The sequence below is a fragment of the Pseudomonas sp. PvP100 genome, from assembly GCF_017833055.1.
Classification (GTDB): domain Bacteria; phylum Pseudomonadota; class Gammaproteobacteria; order Pseudomonadales; family Pseudomonadaceae; genus Aquipseudomonas; species Aquipseudomonas syringae.
In genome coordinates, this window is record NZ_JAFIBO010000001.1 from 1246358 (window position 1) to 1266282 (window position 19925).

Annotated in this window: 14 protein-coding genes; 8 read left to right on the forward strand and 6 right to left on the reverse strand. The window is 53.4% G+C overall.

Translation table 11 applies throughout. The features are described 5' to 3' along the window. Window positions 1-43: 43 nt before the first annotated feature. The 6 genes from JOE39_RS05520 to JOE39_RS05545 form a co-directional block, all read right to left on the reverse strand. A complete protein-coding gene (locus JOE39_RS05520; RefSeq protein ID WP_063313811.1) occupies window positions 44-619 on the reverse strand; it encodes an N-acetyltransferase in 576 nt (191 codons plus the stop codon). 56 nt (window positions 620-675) lie between these two features. Then, entirely contained in the window at window positions 676-1419 is a 744-nt protein-coding gene (locus JOE39_RS05525; protein WP_210077727.1) for a permease, read from the reverse strand. Window positions 1420-1423: 4 nt separating this feature from the next. Then, window positions 1424-4804, reverse strand: a complete 3381-nt coding sequence (locus tag JOE39_RS05530; RefSeq protein WP_198705768.1) for a toxin VasX — start codon at window positions 4802-4804, stop codon at window positions 1424-1426. Next, window positions 4794-5675, reverse strand: a complete 882-nt coding sequence (locus JOE39_RS05535) for a DUF4123 domain-containing protein (protein WP_210077725.1) — start codon at window positions 5673-5675, stop codon at window positions 4794-4796. The genes JOE39_RS05530 and JOE39_RS05535 overlap by 11 nt, the downstream gene beginning before the upstream one ends. Continuing rightward, window positions 5672-7702, reverse strand: coding sequence for a type VI secretion system tip protein TssI/VgrG (tssI, locus tag JOE39_RS05540; RefSeq protein WP_198705773.1), 2031 nt, complete (start codon window positions 7700-7702; stop codon window positions 5672-5674). Before tssI ends, JOE39_RS05535 begins: the two co-directional genes overlap by 4 nt. A 71-nt stretch (window positions 7703-7773) precedes the next feature. Continuing rightward, the gene (locus tag JOE39_RS05545; RefSeq protein ID WP_010410937.1) at window positions 7774-8292 is read right to left on the reverse strand and encodes an Hcp family type VI secretion system effector; all 519 of its coding nucleotides are present in this window, start codon (window positions 8290-8292) and stop codon (window positions 7774-7776) included. A gap of 601 nt (window positions 8293-8893) precedes the next feature. Between JOE39_RS05545 and tssA the strand changes: the two genes are divergently transcribed. The 8 genes from tssA (at window position 8894) to JOE39_RS05585 (ending at window position 19890) form a co-directional block, all read left to right on the forward strand. Next, window positions 8894-10444, forward strand: a complete 1551-nt coding sequence (gene tssA, locus JOE39_RS05550; protein ID WP_210077722.1) for a type VI secretion system protein TssA — start codon at window positions 8894-8896, stop codon at window positions 10442-10444. Window positions 10445-10475: 31 nt separating this feature from the next. Further along, on the forward strand, window positions 10476-10976 hold the full coding sequence (gene tssB / locus JOE39_RS05555) for a type VI secretion system contractile sheath small subunit (RefSeq protein ID WP_003318346.1): 501 nt from the start codon (window positions 10476-10478) through the stop codon (window positions 10974-10976). 28 nt (window positions 10977-11004) lie between these two features. Then, window positions 11005-12480 carry a type VI secretion system contractile sheath large subunit gene (gene tssC / locus JOE39_RS05560; protein ID WP_210077721.1) on the forward strand — a complete coding sequence of 492 codons (1476 nt, stop codon included), beginning with the start codon at window positions 11005-11007 and terminating at the stop codon, window positions 12478-12480. Between the two features lie 11 nt (window positions 12481-12491). Continuing rightward, on the forward strand, window positions 12492-12902 hold the full coding sequence (tssE, locus tag JOE39_RS05565; RefSeq protein ID WP_010410954.1) for a type VI secretion system baseplate subunit TssE: 411 nt from the start codon (window positions 12492-12494) through the stop codon (window positions 12900-12902). Between the two features lie 97 nt (window positions 12903-12999). Beyond that, entirely contained in the window at window positions 13000-14787 is a 1788-nt protein-coding gene (tssF, locus tag JOE39_RS05570; protein ID WP_026175124.1) for a type VI secretion system baseplate subunit TssF, read from the forward strand. Then, complete coding sequence (tssG, locus tag JOE39_RS05575; RefSeq protein ID WP_010410959.1) at window positions 14751-15758, forward strand: type VI secretion system baseplate subunit TssG; 1008 nt, start codon at window positions 14751-14753, stop codon at window positions 15756-15758. The genes tssF and tssG overlap by 37 nt, the downstream gene beginning before the upstream one ends. 9 nt (window positions 15759-15767) lie before the next feature. Next, a complete protein-coding gene (gene tssH / locus JOE39_RS05580) occupies window positions 15768-18359 on the forward strand; it encodes a type VI secretion system ATPase TssH (RefSeq protein ID WP_210077718.1) in 2592 nt (863 codons plus the stop codon). 1 nt (window position 18360) lies between these two features. Further along, a complete protein-coding gene (locus JOE39_RS05585; protein WP_046266635.1) occupies window positions 18361-19890 on the forward strand; it encodes a sigma-54-dependent Fis family transcriptional regulator in 1530 nt (509 codons plus the stop codon). Window positions 19891-19925: the final 35 nt, after the last annotated feature.

Here is a 19925-nt window from a genome sequence, read left to right on the forward strand (position 1 = left end):
CTGCTCATGCTGAGCAGGCCCCGTTTTCATGTGTGCGTCGCGCTTATTTTCGACGCGGACGCGACACCACGGATTCGATATTCTTGCGGCCAATCAGCTTGGGCTGCGCAGGCTCTTTGACCACCGGCTCATCAGCCAGCCACTTGAACATCACCAGACAATCCACCAAGCCCAATCGGGCATGACGATAAGCCTTGGGCAACCGTCCGACCGTCTCGAAACCCAGCTTGCTCCACAACCCGACCGCCACCTCATTGCTGGCGACCACCGAATTGAACTGCATCGCCAGGAACCCGCTGTCGCGCGCAAGTTGCTGCGAATGCTCGCACATCAACCGCGCCACGCCACGACCCCGCGCCACGTCCGTGACCATATAGCCACAGTTGCAGACATGATTGCCCGGGCCTGCCGCGTTAGCCTTCAGGTAATAGCTGCCCAACAGCTGGCCATCTTCCTCGGCAATCAGTGTGTGCAACGGCGCCGTCATCCATAGATCGCGAGCCTGCTCCTGAGTGAGGGCAGGGTCGTAGGCGTAGGTTTCCTGGGCGATGACGACAGCCTGAAAGGTGGGCCAGAAGCGCTCGAAATCTTCCGGTGTCATGGGGCGAATCTGGATCATGGTGAGGCCTTGGTGGGTAGGGCTTGAATTCCGGCGTGTACGTTAGCTTGGGTGTGCTACCACTTCCAGGCTTTTTCGGTGAACTCGGCAGTGGAGGGGAGCACGGTGTGGAGAAAATTCAGGTACTTGTTGAACAGTACCTCGTGCTGGAAGCGGGCTTCGAAGCCGAGAGTGACGTCCGTGCGGTGCGTGATGATCATCAAGCGTTTGCGGTCGACAGTGACGAAGTTGTACTCGCCCCATGGCAGGCTTTGTTCGTGGTGGATGGGGTTTTCCCAGTTGAGTAGCTTGATGGCTGCGATAAAGGCCATTGCCACGGGGCCGATCAGGAAGAGCAGTGATCCGGTGAGTATGGCTACGAATACGAACAGCATGATCACGGCGATGGCGATGCCTTTGAAAAAGGAAGAGGCGAAGTCGGGGTAGTGGAGGTAGTACTCGAGGTGGGCTCTGTCGGTTTTGATGGTGTAGTTGTAGATGGTTTTTTGGCGGACGCCTAACGCTATGATGTAGATGGCGGCGCCCGCAAATGTGTACACCAGAAAAAGTGCCTCAGAGGGCTTCTCTAGATAGACATCCCTGCCAAGCCAAATGCAGAAGCTCATGGGCAGCGCGCATATAAATATCGTACCTAGCTGCGTCCAAAATATTTCATTGGGGGATCTTGCCATGGTTTTTATGGACCAGTTAAAAATATCGTTGCTCGCTTGGCTCGGACTGATTGTTTTAGCATTACCTGAATCATCAGCGATGTTGTTTTTTGTTTTTTGCAAGATAGGGGCTTTCGTTTTATCAGTCATGATGTTATTCCGCTATTTCAAGTGTCAAGGTGCTGATTCGACTAGACGCTTTTATTTCCAGTTCGACATGTGCCAGCCCGTCGACTGCTGTATCTCCCTGACTATCAAGTTTCAGTTGAAAGAGGTAGCCTACGTCCTGTTGACCAGGTCTTATCAGACTGTCGGGATACCATATTTGTAGTTCCAGATACGTTGCGTCTTTCTCAAGCGGCACCCAGGTTTCCCAAACAACATCTTCACTTTCAGGGGGCATAAGCGGAAATGTGAAATCTTCTTGGGCTTTGCGAGCGGGCTGATTGACAAGCTTTTTAAATTGATCAACCTTCTTGAACTGTCCTCTATCGAGAAAGGGGTCGAGTATCGGGTCATCAATTTTTGCTACCGGCAGCACGCCCAGTGGACGTTTACTACTGATGATATTGAAATGTACTGATTGTCCGCGCACTGCGCTTGGCAGAAGAATTTGCACACCAGCACCGTATTGTACCGGAGCGCTATAGGGGGTATCTCTACCAAAATAATGGTCTTCGTCGCGTGTGGTGCTTTTAACATGAACCTGAGGGCTCAGCTGTATCGTGAGCAGAGCAAGTTTTTCTTCAAGTTGACCATCTGCATCTGTTGAATAATGGTAGTTGATTGATTTGGACCAGCTGCATTTTCGCAGCCACCATCCAACGCTATCTTGCTTGAAATAATTCAACGCCATATTAGTCAATAGATAAATCACACCTGTTAGCAGAATTGCTACGCTAAACCACGGGTTCATTGCAACCAATGTATAAGAACTGGTTGGAAGAATTCCTGCAGCGAGCTGGAATGTGCTGCCTATCGCCATAAGGCCTACTGAACCAAATTTTATACGTGTGACAGTTGCCTCTTCAGTTGTTTTTGTTTTAGTCAGGTCATCGTAGATGTCTATCAACTCCAACGTAGACGCCGCTACCCCAAACGCCCCCATCGCCACCATCGAAACCCTGAACCCACGTACCGCATCACTCCACGCCGCATTTCCCTTCGCCCTCCAATAACCCGCAGAGCGATCCAGAATCCCGACATTCTTGCCGTCAATCAGCACCGGCGTCGCATCCCTGATAACCGCCCACGGCGCTTCAACAAACACCGCCATCAACAAGTTAAAGCTATACCCCAACCCATACGTCACCTTGCCGATGTCCTTGGTGCTGAAGTCTCCATCCCGAGTAAGGTCGCGATAAGTGAAGGCGGTGTTGATGAGGTTGAGCATGATCACGCCCCAGGTAATCGAACCGGCAATCCCTCCCAGTCCATCGAGCCAGCGCCTGGCGGTGCCCAGCCATTCTTTGGTGATGGCTTTGCCGGACTGGAAGTGCAGGCGAATCTCGTCCTGCAATTGCTTGGCGTATTGGTTGTTCTGATAGTCGAGCAGGGCGGGCATGCTCAGTTCGTGCAGGCGAAGTTTTTGCTCGAGCGCGCGCAGGTTGCTGGCGATGCTTTTGCGGGGGTTGTAAGCGGTGGGATAGAGCCAGCTGCGGCGGGTATCACTGATCTGTTTGTTGAGCACCTGCCACTCGCTGATCCAGTTTTTCAGCTTCGCGAGCATGGTGTGATCAATCGCAATACGCGCCTTTGAATCGAGCAGGATCTGGCCGATCAACAGTGTGCGAATCAGTGTGACGATGTTCTGCTGCTTGCCTACCGCCAGACGGCTGTCGATGGGCACCCAGGCCAGCAGGATACTTTCGAACGTCGCTTTGCCTGCGTTGCTGGCCAGTTGGCCGAGGGCTTTGAAGGTGTCCTGAACGGGTTGTTTCAGCGCCTTCATCCACGGCTTGTCGGCAAAGCCCTGGTGATTGAGCGTGCCGTTGAGTTCGCCGATGCGGGTAGCCAGGTTGGTGATGTCGCCAAGGCCGTTCAGCAGCGCGTTGGCCTCCTGGTGCAGCGCGTGCTTGAGCGCCGGTGAGAAACCGTAGCGCAAGGTGCCAAACAGGCTGCTTTCGTTGGCTTCCTGCTCGGCGAGCCAGGCGCTGGCGGCGTTGTCCTGAGCGTAGATGATCTGCAGGTTAAGCATGAGCGTTTGCAGATAAAGCAGGCTTTCTGGGTGGGTGGTGTCGACAAACAGCTTGAGCGGTTCCGTGCCCAGATGGGTCAACCATTGCCGAAAGTCGCTTTGCGTGTCACGCACCTGTTGCAGCAGTGTGTCGCCGGTTGGCAGGTGCTGCTGAAGGTACTGACGCGCACCGCTCAGATCGACCTCGCGCCGCCATTTGTGGCGATCTTTCCAGGCTTGCAGGGCGTCGTCGGAGGGCGCGCTGCCGTAACGCATTTCAATCGATCTGCGCATCTCCGGGCTTTTGAAAATATCCGGCAGCAACAGCACGCCACCGGGAGCGGTGTTGTTGCCGATCTGCTCTTGTTCAAACGTGCATTGTTCAAAATAGGCTTCGACGTCGCTCAGGTACTGATGGGTGAGCGCGGCATTGTTGCGCACCGATGCTGGCAGTTTCTCCGGCTCGCTTTCAGCGCCACATAGCGTGGTGACGGTCTGGGCGATCTGGATCTTGTGTTCGTGTTCGGCTTGCCAGTTCCGGTAAGCGGCCTGATCGGCAGCCAGTTGCATGCCCAGATCGTTAAAAATGGCCAGCGGATCATCAAGGGCGATGAGCAGGGAACTGTCCTGATCTTCAACGCTGCCCTGCCAGAAAACGTCAGCGCCGATTGGCGAAAACAGCGGCTGGTTTTCTTCGCTGGAGGACTCGTGTGTAGGAATCGCCGAGTCTGCAAACCGGTCATCTTCAACCACATGCTCCTTGTCGATGTCCGCCACCGCCTCGGCGATACGGTTCAACGGCAAGGTATCCGGCTCGGCCATGGTCATGCAGTAGCGTTTCAGATCCAGTGCTTTCATCCATGACGTGCGGCTTGCCGGATTGGAGCGCAGGTGTTCGCAGATTCGCCAAGTCCATTGCTGAGGGGAAAAGGCGATGTGAAGCCGGTTGTTTCGCGGATAGAGCAAGAAGGGTTTGCCATCGTCGGTACCGCTTCGCCGGTCACTGCCAAGCTGCGCATCGGTCCAGATAATACGACTCAGGTTGCCGCTGGCGGCTGACACCGCGTATTCGTGCAACGTCTCTGCCGTTTCGTCATAGACATACACATAGCCGTCATACAGCTGGCGAAGGGTATAGCTGCGTGTTTTCAGCTTCGGCATCACCGCCCAGCGGCTGCCCTTGAGTAGCGGTTTCAGTTTCTGGGGAGCGGCATCGTAGCGGGAGCGATCCAGCGCATAGCGCACTGGCACGATGGCGACTTCAGGTTTTCGGAATGGGCACAGACTGGTAGCCGTGGCGGGTACCTTGGCGAACGTTGCAGCACGTTGTTGCGAATGTGTGCCGGATTTATCGGTCATGCGTGGCATCCCTGTCTGTACGAACTTTCTGACGGTATTCATCGAGTACGTTTACGCGGAGTTCCGGGGGCAAGCGCTGTTGCTCGGGGTGTTGAGTACACCAGGATTGGTAGTGGCCCTGTGGCGAGCTCGCAAAGCCAAGACCCCAGTCGTGGCAGATGTCTGCCCAGGTCGCCAATGCATATTCACTGACCAGCCCCCACTCAATTGCGCTGTCCAAAACACCCTTCAGCCAGATTTTGATTTGATCGTCGCTCTGGCCCAGAAAGGCCAGCGGATCCTGCTTTTTGATCCATTCGTATAGGCGCCCTTCGAATAGCCATCGATGGCAGCTTTCGAAGGCTTGCAACTGACGTTCGCTCACCAGAGGAAAATGCGCTCGAGAGACTTTTTGCGCACGCTCGTTAACAAATGTCGTGATCGCTGGATCGAGGTTTTGTTGCCAACTGCGCAGGGGTGACTGAACCCAGAGTTGATCGATGGGGCCTAGCGTCGAGCTCAAATGTTCAGGGTCATAGCTCGATAGCCAGTAGTGCATCACCAGCGGATCCGCGAAGCGCAGCAGACTTGAATGACCGAGATAATCAAGGGGGCTCAGGAAACGCTGCAAATGTTCAGATACGATTTTCAAGGATGCATTGCTGAAAAAAATGCAGGCGTCGACACGCTGTTCAGGATGCCGATGCCACTGCGCTATGAGTTCGGAGGGATGATCCGCGTGCACAAGTACCGGGCCTAAATCCATGATCTCCGCCCACCGTGTGCCGAGATAAAGCGGAGCGATCTCGATAGGTTCGTCGCACTGGTATAGCTGTTTTACGGCGTCAGGTCTCAGCACTCCGTCAATCAACAGATAATTGGCTTGATTCATTTTTTCGGTTCTTCTGTGGCTTGCGAGCATTGGCTACAAAATGGGCTGCGTATCATTGCCTGTCGCTGTGCGGAGATAAGCATGTCACCTGATTCGCCAGCTTCTGGTCGCTCTGCATTACCCGGAAGTAGCGGGTTTGCTCCAGAGCCGTTTCCGGGGCTGCCCCCCGAATTGAGCTTTATCTGAGACCCGTTCACGGTCACGCCACTGGCATCGACCTTGATAAAGGAGCCGCCTGCTTTTAGCGTGATTTCCAGCCCCGCCTCGATGATCAGTTTGTTACCGGCTTTGAGGTGGATTTCCTGTCCGGCGTGGGCCAGTAATCCATCACCCACTTTGATGTGCCGGGTTCCGCCCACCGTGACGTGATCGCTCGCTTTTACCTCGGTCAGCCGGTCGCCATCGACAGTCCGATGTTCCTCGGTCTTGAACTCGCTGTAGCTGTTGCCTTCGATCCGCTCATGCCGATGATGACCGACCCGGATTTTCTGCTCGTGCTCAATGTTCTGCTCCCAGTCGCGCTGGGCATGAACGTAGATCTGCTCCTGACCGGCCCGGTCTTCGATGCGCAGCTCGTTGGAACCATTGCCACCGGGGCTGCTCAGGGTCTTGAATACACTGCGCGTCTGATGTGCAGGCAGATCGTAGGGCGGGACGTGCTCTGCGTGATACAGGCAGCCGCTGACCAATGGACGGTCAGGGTCACCGTCAAGGAACGTCACCAGTACTTCCATACCGACTCGCGGGATAACCATGCTGCCGTAGTGATGACCGGCCCAACCTGACGACACCCTCACCCAGCAGCTGCTGCGATCGTTGGCCTGACCCTCGCGGTCCCAATGAAACTGTACTTTGACCCGGCCGTGCCGGTCGCAGTGTATTTCCTGACCTTTCGGACCGGTGACCACAGCGGTCTGGCTGCCGAATATTCTTGGCTTGGGATGACGCCGGGGAGGGCGATACGAGGCTGGCCACGGCGTAGCGAGAAAGGTATTGCGATAGCCCTGATGAAAGTCCCCCTTGTTCTGTAATGCATGGGCGGACTCCTCAAGCCCCTGCGGCTGGCGGCCCTCATGACGAACTTCGGTCAACAGCCACAGGTCGTTCCATTCCTCGTTGGGGTGCTCGCGCAAAGGCAGAAAATGGCCGCTGACCAAGGTGGGTTGATCACTTTGGCCATCGCCCAGTCGGTAATCCTGGCGATGGCGCTCAAGTGCGCGGCTCGCCAGATGCGCTCCTCGATCCCGATGAATGAAGCCGCCCGGGTATTCGTAGTGCTCCAGCTCCGGCCGGGCGTCGTCATATGCCGAGCCTTCCATTTTCAGAAGTGGTTTTTCAAAGTGATAATCGCGATGAGTAACGCTGTTTGTACGTGTTTCCAGGCGCAACCTGAAGCGCTTGATGACCGACTTACCCGGTACCAGGCCACTGTCCGGCTTATAGATAACCGGATTTAGTTTAGGAAATACGGTCTGGTCGTCACCAAACACCAGTTGATGTGCTGTGTGGCTGTGTTTGAAGTGGTAGTGCAGGCCTTCCTCTTCGCAAAGCCGCTGGATGAAGTGCAGGTCGGACTCGCCATACTGCACGCAGTATTCGCGTTCGGGGTAAGTCATACCGAGCTGGAAGCTGTAGGCGTCGCCTATCAGGTGATGTTCTTTCAGTACCTGCTCAATAATCTCCTTTACTGTTCGATTCTGGAAAATACGCTGATTGGTACGATGCCTGAGCCTTGCCAGATTCGGTCGCAAGGTGACTGAGTAGTGCGTAAGACGCCTGCCGGAATCGCCTTGGGAAACCTGATCAATCACTCCATGAATGCCGTTGCCCCTTGATGTGTACTGCAGAAATGCGGGGCAATTCAGCAGGCTTTCGAGATTCAGCGAAGCGCGCTCGCTGACCAGCTCAAGCTTGAAACAGAAGGGCTGATTGATAGCTTCATGGCCGATAAATGAAAGGATTTGAAAATCATGCTCAGGGCCGTCGATGCTCAGGCTGAAATAAGGTCGATCAGTGGGGTTCAGCATCATAGGGACCACCGTGTCTAGCCGGTTTATAAAAACCCCGCCGATTCTGTCGAACCGCCGGGGCAGCGGAGTTATTCCGACTTCGGACTTCTCCAGTCATCAGATCCGGTAGTAGTGGCCTTTACGTGGTCCCAGGTTATTTTGCGATAGCTGAATTGAACGTCCTCCAGGTGTCCAAAGTGCGAGTTCTGCGGATCCTGGCAGTTGTGCATGTAGGACTTGATGTTGACGATGACCGCATCCTCCAGGGTGGTGGTGTAATAGTGTTCCTGCTTGCCATCGATAGACGTCCGGTACCACTTGATTTCGACTGTGCTTAGCGTTGAGCCTGAGCAAAGAGCCTCCAGAAGCAATGGCGAGGTCTTGTCGAAAATTTTCGTGACACACGCAGGACCATGAATGCGTTGGCCAGTAGGCTGTCCTGACTGCGTATCACAGGGTGTAATGATGTTATGGCTGAATGCCTGGATTATTGCTTCATCTTCATGGCCTTCCTGATAGACATTGCCGACAGAGTCTGCTGTGAAAGCTCCTGCTGTCAGTATTTTCTGATTGACGTCTATGACAGTCATATAGGCGGGTGTAGGCATTAACGTCCTTCCTCACAGTCGGTGACGCCTCACAAGCAAATCGGCTTGGAGGTCGAAGCATCGCTATAACAAGTTACGTGCCAGGTATATATTAAGTCAGTGTTGTCAGCTGGTTTGGCCATTTGAAAGGATATAAGGGTGCCGCTCGCTGTGGGTTTTTTCGAGTGACTTGCGCAAGTTTCTGCGCACTATTTTCCTTTTTTTGCGCAGCTTTCCAGTATTCCATCCGAATATATCCATATTTTTATATTCGGTCTTTTTGTGCGGAAGGCCATGGATTTTGTACGTGCTCTTGGCAAGGTTGCTGGCCGTTTAATGGCGCCTCCTGGGTGAGTTTTAAGCCGAGTATATATGTGTGTTCTGATGAGCATGTGATAGCGTGTTTGGTCAATAGATAGTTAGGTTATTAAATGTTTTGGTACATAAATTATATGCATTCCTACGTATTCTCTTCGTTTGTTTGTAAGAATTTTCCGAAAGTTTAATATCTTTCAGGTGTCACCTTGCTTGCTGGTTTTCATGGCGATAAGGTCTGTCTGGCTTTATGAGTGGTTGGAAAAAACGTTAACAATGAAATGCACGATGTGTGGGAATATGAGCAGTGGCCAGTAAAGACAAGCTCTCTATTCGATATCTGGATCTGGCCCGGCATCCTGTCGCAACGGGTGATTATGCAGGCGAAGACATCCGTTTTTCTACGGCGTTTGAAGCCTTGGAGCGTGAGTTGGGCGGTGCACAGGCCATTCTCGGGGAAGTGAATGTAGACTGGCTGCGGATCAGAGAGGGCTGCAAACATATCCTTTCAAATCAGTCCAAAGACCTGCGCGTCGCCAGCTGGCTGGCGTGGGCTCTATATGAATGCGAGTCTGTTAAGGGATTATCTGCGGGGCTGGAATTGATTAATTGTTTGTGCAAAGAGCATTGGCTGCTTTTTCATCCCAAAAAATTACGAACACGTTCAGCGGCCATGCAATGGCTCTTGCTGAAAATCGACAAGGCGCTGGGAGAAGATACTTCCATTACTCACCAGCTTCCTGAATTCCAGCAACTGCTCAGACAGCTTGATGGCCTGGATGAGATATTTAATCTATATATGGGAAGTGATGCCCCTTTGCTGCTGCCGTTGAGAAGACGGCTCGCCCGTATGATTCAGCGCGCTGAGCAAGTTGAGAAAGAGCCTGTCAAGGTGGTGGAGCGTGTCAAGCAGGCTGCGGTCCAGTTGCTTTCAAGTGACTCTCACATCGACAACGAGAAAGACGCCCAGCGGACGTTAAGTGTGCAAGAGAACTCGGTACGCAGCCTTTGCAGATGGTGGCTTAAACAGAAAACCACAGATCCGCGAGCTTTCCGCCTGGGTCGCTCGCAGACCTGGTATGCAGTGGACAGTCTTCCTGAAAGAAACAGTGAAAAAATAACCCCGTTAAGGAGGTTGCCCGCTGACAAATTGAGCAGCTATCAAGAGCGATTCGAACAGGGTCTTTACGCAGACCTTATTGTGGATGTTGAAGCAAGTCTTGCAGGGTCGCCTTTTTGGTTTGATGGTCAGCGAATGGTCTGGAACTGTCTGAAAGCCCTGGGGGGCGAAGCGGCAATGCGCGAAGTGGAAGCTCAGTTTGCTTTGCTTTTAAAGCGCATTCCGGACCTTGTTGAACTTCGGTTTCACGACGGTGTGCCGTTTGCAGACGCGGAGACATTACAGTGGATCACCACTTATATCCTGCCTGCCGAGGTCTATGCCGGGAATGGGTGTGGCAGCGAAAGTCAGCATGATGCCTCAGAGCGAAACTCGTTGTACCACGACGCACTGCCGGTTTTGCAGAAAAAAGGGCTGAAAGCCGCTGTGCAATTAGTGAATGATCGCTTGAATGGTGTAAAGGGCGGGCGAGAGCGATTTTTCTGCAAGCTATGCATCGCACGTCTCTGTATCGATGCAAACAAATACGAGTTGGCGAAGGTTCAACTTGAGTATCTTGATCAGGAGCTCCAATCAGCAAGCCTCCCGGCATGGGAACCCGCGATCTTCCTCGATGTGTCGCGCTTGTTATATAGCTGTTACGAGCGAACGGCGCTGAACGATAAGGCAGCAGCGCGCAAAGAAGTGATTTACCAGAGGTTGTGTCATCACGACCTTGAAAGATTTATTGATGGCTAACGTACAGTTTAATAAATTGAGGGGAAATGGAATGGCCAGAGAAGGCTCTGTAGCGCCCAAAGAGCGGATCAACGTGACGTTCAAGCCTGCTGTTGGTGGCGCGCAGGAAGAAATAGAGCTGCCACTTAAGTTGCTGGTTCTTGGCGATTTCATACAGCGCGCGGACGAGCGAAAGCTTGAGGACCGTAAATCAATCAGTATCGACAAGAACAATTTCGATGATGTGTTGGCGAAGCAGGAGCTTGAGCTGGTACTGAATGTACCTGACCGCTTGCAGGCTGAAAGCGGGGCTAACGATCTCACTGTCAGCATCAAGGTCTCTTCGATGAAAGACTTCAACCCTGCCAGTCTCGTCGAACAGATTCCTGAGCTTAAAAAGTTGATGGAGCTGCGCAACGCCCTCATGGCGCTCAAGGGGCCGTTGGGGAACATGCCTTCTTTTCGTAAGGCCATCGAGCAGGTCATTACGGATGAAACATCGCGTAAGAACGTGCTGGATGAGCTTGGGCTGGATGTCGCGGCGCAACAGTAACATCGGACCCATTGTCAGGAATTAACATATGAACACAAAAGCCATACCGCAGCGCGATGCAAGTGAGCTTCACCATGGCATTCTCGATCAGATTATTGCACATACCCGATTAGAGCCTTGTGACGACGCCTATGGTATTGCCAAACGAGGGGTGGCTGCATTTATTGAAGAACTGCTGAAACCGCGTAATAACAATGAGCCAGTCAAAAAAGCGCTGGTTGATCGGATGATTACCGAGATTGACGTCAAGCTGAGTCGCCAGATGGACGAGATCATCCATCATGCAGAATTTCAGGCGTTGGAAGCATCATGGCGCGGGCTGCAGTTACTGATTGATAGAACCGATTTTCGCGAAAATATAAAAATCGAGTTGTTAAGTGTTTCCAAGCAAGATCTTCTGGACGATTTTGAAGACTCGCCTGAAGTGGTTCAATCGGGCCTCTACAAACATGTCTATACCGCTGAATATGGTCAGTTTGGCGGTAATCCCGTGGGCGCGATCATTGCTAATTATTTCTTCTCGCCAAGCGCTCCCGATGTCAAGACCATGCAGTACGTTTCAAGCGTTGCCTGCATGGCGCATGCACCTTTTATTGCGGCTGCGGGCCCCGATTTCTTCGGGCTTGAGCAGTTCACCGGTCTGCCCAATCTAAAGGATCTGAAAGATCACTTCGAAGGGCCGCAGTTCGCCAAATGGCAAAGCTTTCGGCAGCGGGAAGACGCGCGTTATTTCGCACTGACAGTACCGCGTTTTCTTTTACGCAGCCCCTACGGGCCGAAGGAAAATCCGGTGAAGACGTTTGCCTATGAGGAAGACGTCTCGAACGACCACGAGCACTATCTGTGGGGCAATACGGCCTATGCATTTGCTACAAAGCTGACAGACAGCTTCGCCAGATTTCGGTGGTGCCCCAACATCATCGGCCCTTTGAGCGGCGGTGTTGTTGAAGACCTGCCTTTACACCACTTCCACAGTATGGGTGAAATCGAGACCAAGATTCCGACTGAGGTACTGGTGTCTGACCGTCGTGAATACGAGCTGGCGGAAGAGGGCTTTATCGCATTGACCATGCGCAAGGGCAGCGACAATGCGGCATTCTTTTCTGCCAGCTCAGTACAGAAGCCCAAGTTCTTTGGCAACAATCCAGAGGGGAAAATAGCCGAGCTTAATTACAAGCTAGGCACTCAACTGCCCTACATGATGATCGTCAATCGCCTCGCACATTACCTCAAGGTGCTGCAGAGAGAGCAGATAGGTTCCTGGAAAGAGCGAGCGGACCTGGAGAGTCAGCTTAACAAATGGATACGTCAGTACGTTGCGGATCAGGAGAATCCGAGTTCAGAAGTGCGTGGCAGACGACCGCTGCGCACGGCACAGGTCATTGTCAGTGATGTTGAGGGTGATCCCGGCTGGTACCGGGTCAGTCTAAATGTTCGTCCTCATTTTAAATACATGGGCGCTGACTTTACGCTGTCGCTGGTGGGCAAAATGGATAAAGAGTAGATCATCTGTTGATGATGAATCCAAAAGGTAGCCTCTTTCAACGCCTGGCAGGTGACGTACTGCAACAGCAGTCTTTTGACAAAGAGGAGCAGTTAATGATGTTGATATCGGCTCATCTGACCAAGATATTGGGTACGCGAGCCGGTAGCGTAAAGATGCTGCCTGATTATGGTTTGCCTGACTTGAACAATATGGGGCTGAGCCTTGACGATACGCTGAGGCACTCTCGCATGATCATCGAAAAGATGATTCGAACATATGAACCACGATTGTTCGATGTTCACGTGACGGTGGAAGAATACGAAGGTTGTCTGCTGAGGCGAACATTCTCGATCGGTGCGGCTCTGGACATTGCAGGTGTAAAGAAGTCCATTCGATTTTCTGCACTGCTCGGTGGCGACGGCAAAATAAGCATTGTTTGAGTAAGTTTTTCGCCTCGCGAAGCGGTGCGCCGATTATCCACAGTTTTACACCCAGATTTTTCATTATCGATTTACGACCGGCCAGGTAGAAAAAACGGTGTCATTTAACCACTATTATCAAGAAGAACTGACGGCTCTTCGAGAGTCTGGACGTCGGTTTTCCGAACGTAATCCGGCGTTGGCTCCTTTTTTAGGGCTGGCGGGCCAGGACCCGGACGTAGAACGTTTACTTGAGGGAGTTGCTTTCCTGACGGGCCGTTTGCGTCAAAAACTGGATGAAGACTTACCTGAGCTGACCCACTCCCTCATGCAGTTGTTATGGCCCAATTACCTTCGACCTCTGCCCTCGGTGAGCATGCTTCAGTTTGACGCTCTGGACGGCTCCGGCCCGGGTTTCGTGGTGGAGCGAGCAACACCTGTAGAAAGCGAGCCAGTGAATGATCAGGTGTGCCATTTCCGTACCTGCTTTGCCACTCAGGTATTACCGTTGAAACTGACTCACCTCTATTGTTCGTCAAGCGGGAGCGGGACAACGCTGAAGCTGTGTCTGGCGATGAATGGAGACAGCCATTTAGGCGAGGTAAAGTTCAGTCAGTTGCGCTTGCACCTGGCGGGTGAGCGTCGCGTCAGCCAAGCTATTTACTTCGCGATGATGCAGAAGCTCAAGGGCATCACATTATTGCCTCTTGATGCGATGGGCGAACCGTTACTGAACTCTTCAGGCAAAGCGATCGAACTGATGATCCCTGTGGAGCAAGTGAAACCTGTAGGCTTCGCTGAAGAGGAGTCGTTGATTCCCTACCCACTAAATACCTTTCGGGGCTATCGCTACCTGCAAGAGTATTTCTTTTTCCCTGAGAAGTTTCTTTTTGTCGATGTTCTCGGTTTCGATGTCATTCACTCATTGACTGACGATCTGCTGAAGCGCGCGCGCGGGCTACAACTTGTTTTTGATGTGCAAGGAAAGGACATGCAACTCCTTCGTCCTACCCTCGAAAACATCAAGCTTTACTGCACGCCGGTCGTGAACCTGTTCAAACAGGATGCCTTGCCCATTCTTGCGGATGCCCGGCAGGACGAATATCTGCTCATTCCTGCGCATTACGCACACGGCGGTTGTGGTGTGTACTCGGTCGATAAGGTTGTTGGCTGGCAGCCTGGAGGGCTGGGCTATCAGAATTACGTACCCTTTGAATCGTTTGAACATGACGCTGCGGTCGATGTGGATAGTAACTCGCCTTACTACAGCGTGAGGCATCGTACTTCCCTGCAACACAAGGGTCTCGATACATTTTTAAGCTTCGGTCTTCGAGCGGGGCGAACTGACGAGACAATGTCTATTGAAATGACATGCACTAACGGTGACCTTCCGTGGCACATCAAGGCAGGAGGCCTATGTAAACCATGTGAGGGGACCCCTGACTTTTTGCGTTTCAGAAATATATCGCCTGCCACAAAAACATTTGCGCCACCCATGAACGGGGATTTTTTCTGGCGTGTGATCAGCAACATGTCGCTCAACTACTTGTCGCTCGAAAATATCGAAGCACTGAAAGTGATTCTCGAAACGTACGATTTGCCTCGGTATTACGATTCGCAGGCAGAGAAAGTCAGCAAGCATCTCCTGGGCGGGTTGAAGTCCATTCGGCACCAACATATCGACTACCTGCATGACGGGCTGCCTGTAAGGGGAGTCAGGACGGAGTTGACCGTCGAACCTGACGGCTTTGCAGGGGAGGGCAGCTTGTTCTTGTTCGCCTCCGTCCTCAACGAATTCTTTGCGCTCTACGCGAGCCTGAATTCCTTTCACGAACTGCATGTAAAGAGCACACAAGGTGGAGGATACGAATGGGCACCGCGCATGGGTATGCAACCGCTGCTTTAGCCAGGCTGAGTCAGGACATACGGCGATACTCTGTTTATCAGGCGATACCGCTGATTCTCAATATTTTGCGTGAAATCCATCCCGATATGGATGAGCGCCGCGTTCATGATTTTCTCGATTTGCGGGCAAATCCGGGTCTTGGATTTCCGGGCAGTGATATTGAATGCATGGAGCTTTTTTACGAGCAGGGTCAGTTGCACGTACGACTTGATCTAAATGTGATGAGCCTGGTCGGTTCCGGCTCTCCATTACCTGCTTTTTATGCTGAACAAGCCCTGGGTGAGCGGGACAAGCCTAATGTGACTCGCGATTTTCTGGATATCTTTAATCGTCGATTGCAGATGTTAATGCTCCCCGTATGGCGCAAGTATCGCTATCACGCCATGTTCACCCGTGGCGCGACAGATCCGTTTTCCGAACAGCTGTTTGCACTGATCGGCCTGCACGGGCAGCGCATTCGCGAAACTCCCGAATTGAACTGGAAACGGCTGTTGCCCTATCTGGGGCTTTTGAGCCTGCGCGCTCATTCGGCCGCCTTGATCGAGTCGGTGCTTCGTTATTACTTCAAGCACGCTCAGCTGTTTATCGAGCAGTGCGTTGAGCGAACCGTCGATGTTCGCAGCTCTCAGCTTAATTGCCTTGGAGTGACCAATCATCAGTTGGGACGCACTGTTGTGCTGGGTAATCGGGTCGCTGATCGGAGTGGCAAGTTCCGCGTCCACGTGAAAGAACTCGATTGGGAGCGGTTCCACGAATTTTTACCCATCGGCCCTGGCTACCGTCCGTTGGGCGCTCTTGTCCGATTCACATTACGCGACCCTTTGGACTACGACGTTTGTCTTGAGCTGCGCCATGAAGACATCAGAGAACTGCGCATTGGCCAATCGAACACCTGTCACCTGGGCTGGACCACCTGGCTCGGGCGCGAGCATGCCCTGGGTCTGGTCATGCTCAACAGACCGATACATTAAGGACGACTCATGATCGATGTAGATTTGCAGCAACTCGTCAATGCCCTCGATGCGCCTACACGCGGAGAACTGGAGGGAACGGCCGAACGGTGCGTTTCGCGAGGCAGCAGCAAAATTCTGGTTGAAGACCTGTTGCTTGCTCTGTTGGAACGACCTGATGGGATGCTTGCCCGTGCGCTACTGGACGCCGAGGTTGGAGCTGACGAACTTGCAGGGTTTCTTCACCCTCCAGTCGAACAAAGTGCTACCCGGAGCCCGGCATTTTCTGCCGAACTTGTTCAATGGCTTCAGGACGCGCTGTTGATCGCCAATCTGGATCTGGGCCAAAGCCTGATTGATCAGTCTGCGTTGATTCTTGCCTTGCTGCGTAACCCCTTGCGCTATGCCGACCGTCCATACCAGCCATTATTGGCGAAGATCAACATTGAGCGCTTTCGCGATCATGCCCTTGCCGAACAGATGCCTGAGGTAACAAAACCGTCGGTGAATCAATGTGACTCGCTGCTCGAACGCTTCACTCATAACCTGACGCAGCAGGCCAGGAATGGGTTGCTCGATCCCGTGCTGTGCCGTGATGACTCTCTGCGTCAAATGATCGATATCCTGTCTCGTCGGCGCAAGAACAATCCCCTTGTGGTGGGTGAGGCGGGCGTCGGCAAGACTGCGGTTGTCGAAGGGCTGGCGCTTAAAATCGTTAATGGGGAAGTCCCCGATCTATTGGAAAACGTTGAATTACTGTCTCTGGATATGGGGCTGCTCCAGGCGGGTGCCAGTATCAAGGGCGAGTTCGAGCGTCGTTTGAAGGGCGTGATTGACGAGGTCAAATCCTCATCCAGGCCGGTTATTCTTTTCATCGATGAAGCCCACACACTCATCGGCGCCGGTGCGCAGGCGGGCGGATCGGATGCGGCCAATCTGTTGAAACCGGCGTTGGCACGCGGCGAGTTACGGACAATTGCAGCGACGACGTGGGCCGAGTACAGACAATATTTTGAAAAGGATCCGGCGCTTGCACGTCGCTTTCAACCGGTCCGGGTGCTGGAGCCTACAGTAGAGCAGGCCATCACTATTCTGCGCGGGCTTGCTCCGCTATATGAACGTACTCATGGTGTCTATCTGCGCGATGATGCTGTAGTCGCCGCCGCCCGGCTTTCGGCGCGCTATATCACCGAGCGACAGTTGCCGGACAAGGCAATCGATCTGCTTGATACAGCTTGCGCTCGAGCACGAATCGGTCTGGTCGCCGTGCCGGAGCGTCTTGAATATCTACGAAGCGAGATGGCGCGTCAGCAGAGGCAGTTCGACGCAGTGCTGCGTGATGCCAATGCCGGTCTGTCGGTTGATGACAAGGCATTGGATACGCTGGCTGCCGATCTGTCACGGCTGCAGAGCGAGGCTGTAGCGCTGGAGTGTAGGTGGGCTGATCAACGGGCAGTCGTCGAGCGTCTGCTGGAATTGCGCAAACAACTGGCTGAACGAGCAGCACAGTCGGCTGAGGCGAGTGGGTGTGAGTCCATACGCGCGCTCGAGTCCGAGTTGACCCAGGTTAGACAGACCTTGAGCGATACTCAACTGAACGACCGTCTCGTGAGCTTTGAAGTATGCCCCAGGCTGATAGCTGAAGTAGTGGGTGGCTGGACCGGGATTCCTGTATCGCGTCTGGCTCAGGAGCACAGCCCGGCAATCAACAGCTTTTCCTCAGAACTGCGTATGCGCATCCGGGGTCAGGAGCCGGCGATGCTGACCATTGAAAAGGCAGTCCGGGCATCGGCTGCGGATTTGAATGCACCCGGTGCCCCAACAGGCGTATTTCTTCTGGTCGGACCCAGCGGAGTGGGCAAGACGGAAACAGCCATTGTTCTGGCTGACCTGTTATATGGCGGCGAGCGTTTTCTCACGACGATCAACATGTCCGAATTTCAGGAGAAGCATACCGTTTCCCGATTGATCGGCGCTCCTCCGGGCTATGTTGGTTATGGCGAAGGGGGCATGTTGACCGATGCCGTTCGATGCAAACCGTATTCAGTCATTCTGCTCGATGAGGTGGAGAAGGCTCATCCGGATGTACTGAATCTGTTCTACCAGATTTTCGATAAAGGCACGGCCAATGACGGAGAGGGCCGGGAAATCGATTTCCGCAACACACTCATTCTGATGACCTCCAACCTGGGTGCCGATCTGATCCATGCAAGCTGCCACGAGGGCAGACGACCTGATGTCACAGAACTGAAAACCAGGCTGAAACCGATACTGAGTGCGCATTTCAAACCGGCATTGCTGGCTAGAATGCGGGTTGTGCCTTATTACCCGATCATGGGGTCGGCGCTGCGTGAACTGGTCGAGCTAAAACTGGTTCGTCTTGGCGAGAGACTTCAATCCCGTGGCCTGACCTTCAGCCATTCGCATGATCTGGTTTGTCATCTGCTTGAACAGTGTACGCAAGACGACAGCGGCGCCCGGCTGATCGATCAGTTACTGGAGTCCGGTCTGACCCCTTTGATAGCAGACCATTTACTTGGCGCCATGAGCCGTGGTGACAAGGTCGTCAGGGTTCACGCAACACTGGACAGTTCAGGTGGTGTTGTCTGTGAGTTCGAATAAGGTGGTCTCGTCCTTTCATTCGCTACACGACCCATTAGGCTATGCGCAAACATTGGTTTCGCGATACTCGGCGCTTTCCCGATCAGCCGACAGCCAGTCGTTGCAGCATGATTTTGTACTATCTGCTGCCGAGCTCAGTAACTGTCAGGCAAGCCAGTTGTTTCTGCTCGACGCGAGCCATAAGCGCCTCTGCCTTGCTGCGCAAGCCATCGACAGCGTCATTCAGCCTGACCAGGAAACGACTTCACTTAAAGACTATCGGGACGAGCCTTTACTGCAGTTCTGTCTGCTTCAGAACCGGGTTGTCAGCGTGCCGAAAATCAGCAGCAGTCTTTACGGAACCCGCTTTTTACCGGTACAGGCGCAAGAGTGGAAATCACTGCTGTGCGTTCCGCTGCACAATCGTGAGCGGACAACTGTCGGGGTGCTGGTCTGTGTGAGCAGGCATTCTGGAGAGTTGGAAGGCTACGCAGAATCCCTGGGCGCGCTAGGGTCGTTTGTGATTTCTCAATTATCCGTTCTGCATTCATCAGCCGGGCCAGTGGGCGCGAGGCTTCATCCGCGCAGGTGCGCCCTGCAGGCAGAGCGCTTTGGACTTATAGGGCGTAGCGCTGCCCTGGATCGAACCACCCATCTGCTGAGCAAGATTCTCGACAGTACCTGCACAGTGTTGCTGACCGGTGAGACCGGTACAGGCAAGGAGATAGTGTCTCGTGCCATTCACGAACACGGGCCTCGTCGCTCCAACGCGCTCGTGGTACAGAATTGCGCCGCCTTTCCAGAAGCGCTTCTGGAAAGCGAACTCTTCGGTTATCGCAAAGGCGCGTTTACCGGCGCCGATCGTGATCGGCTTGGCCTGTTCGACGCAGCTGATGGCGGTACGCTGGTACTCGACGAAATTGGCGATATGCCGCTGCAATTACAGGCAAAGCTTTTGCGTGTCTTGCAGGAGGGCGAGATTCGTCCACTGGGCGGCAACGACGTTCGTAAGGTGGATGTGCGAATCATCGCGGCGACTCATCGCCATCTACCGACATTGGTCGCCGAAGGGCGCTTTCGAGAAGACCTCTATTACCGCTTGGCGCAGTTCCCTATCGAGCTTCCTCCGCTACGTCATCGCGTGGAAGACATCGAAATACTGGCCCGGCATTTCTCCGGCATAGCTTGCCAGAATTCACGGCGAGAGCCTGTGCAGTGGTCGGAAGCCGCGTTGAGTGCGTTATCGGGTTATGCCTTCCCTGGAAACGTTCGAGAGCTGAAGGGATTCGTCGAGCGTGCAGTATTGTTATGTGAAGACGGGGAGTTGCGATCGGAACATTTTCCCGTTGCCGCCGACTCGCCAAGCCATCCGGTTGGTTTTTCTCTGCGTGAGCGCATCGAACAGTTCGAGCGTGGCGTTCTGCTTGAGAGTCTGCGCGATAGCGGCGGTAACCGGAGCCTTGCAGCACGCACGTTGGGGGTGTCGCGGCGCACGCTGCTTTATCGCCTGGCACATCTGAAGATCGGTGCTGCTCATGGACGGCGTACCTAGCCATTCAATAATCACGTTTAGTTAATTTCTTGTCT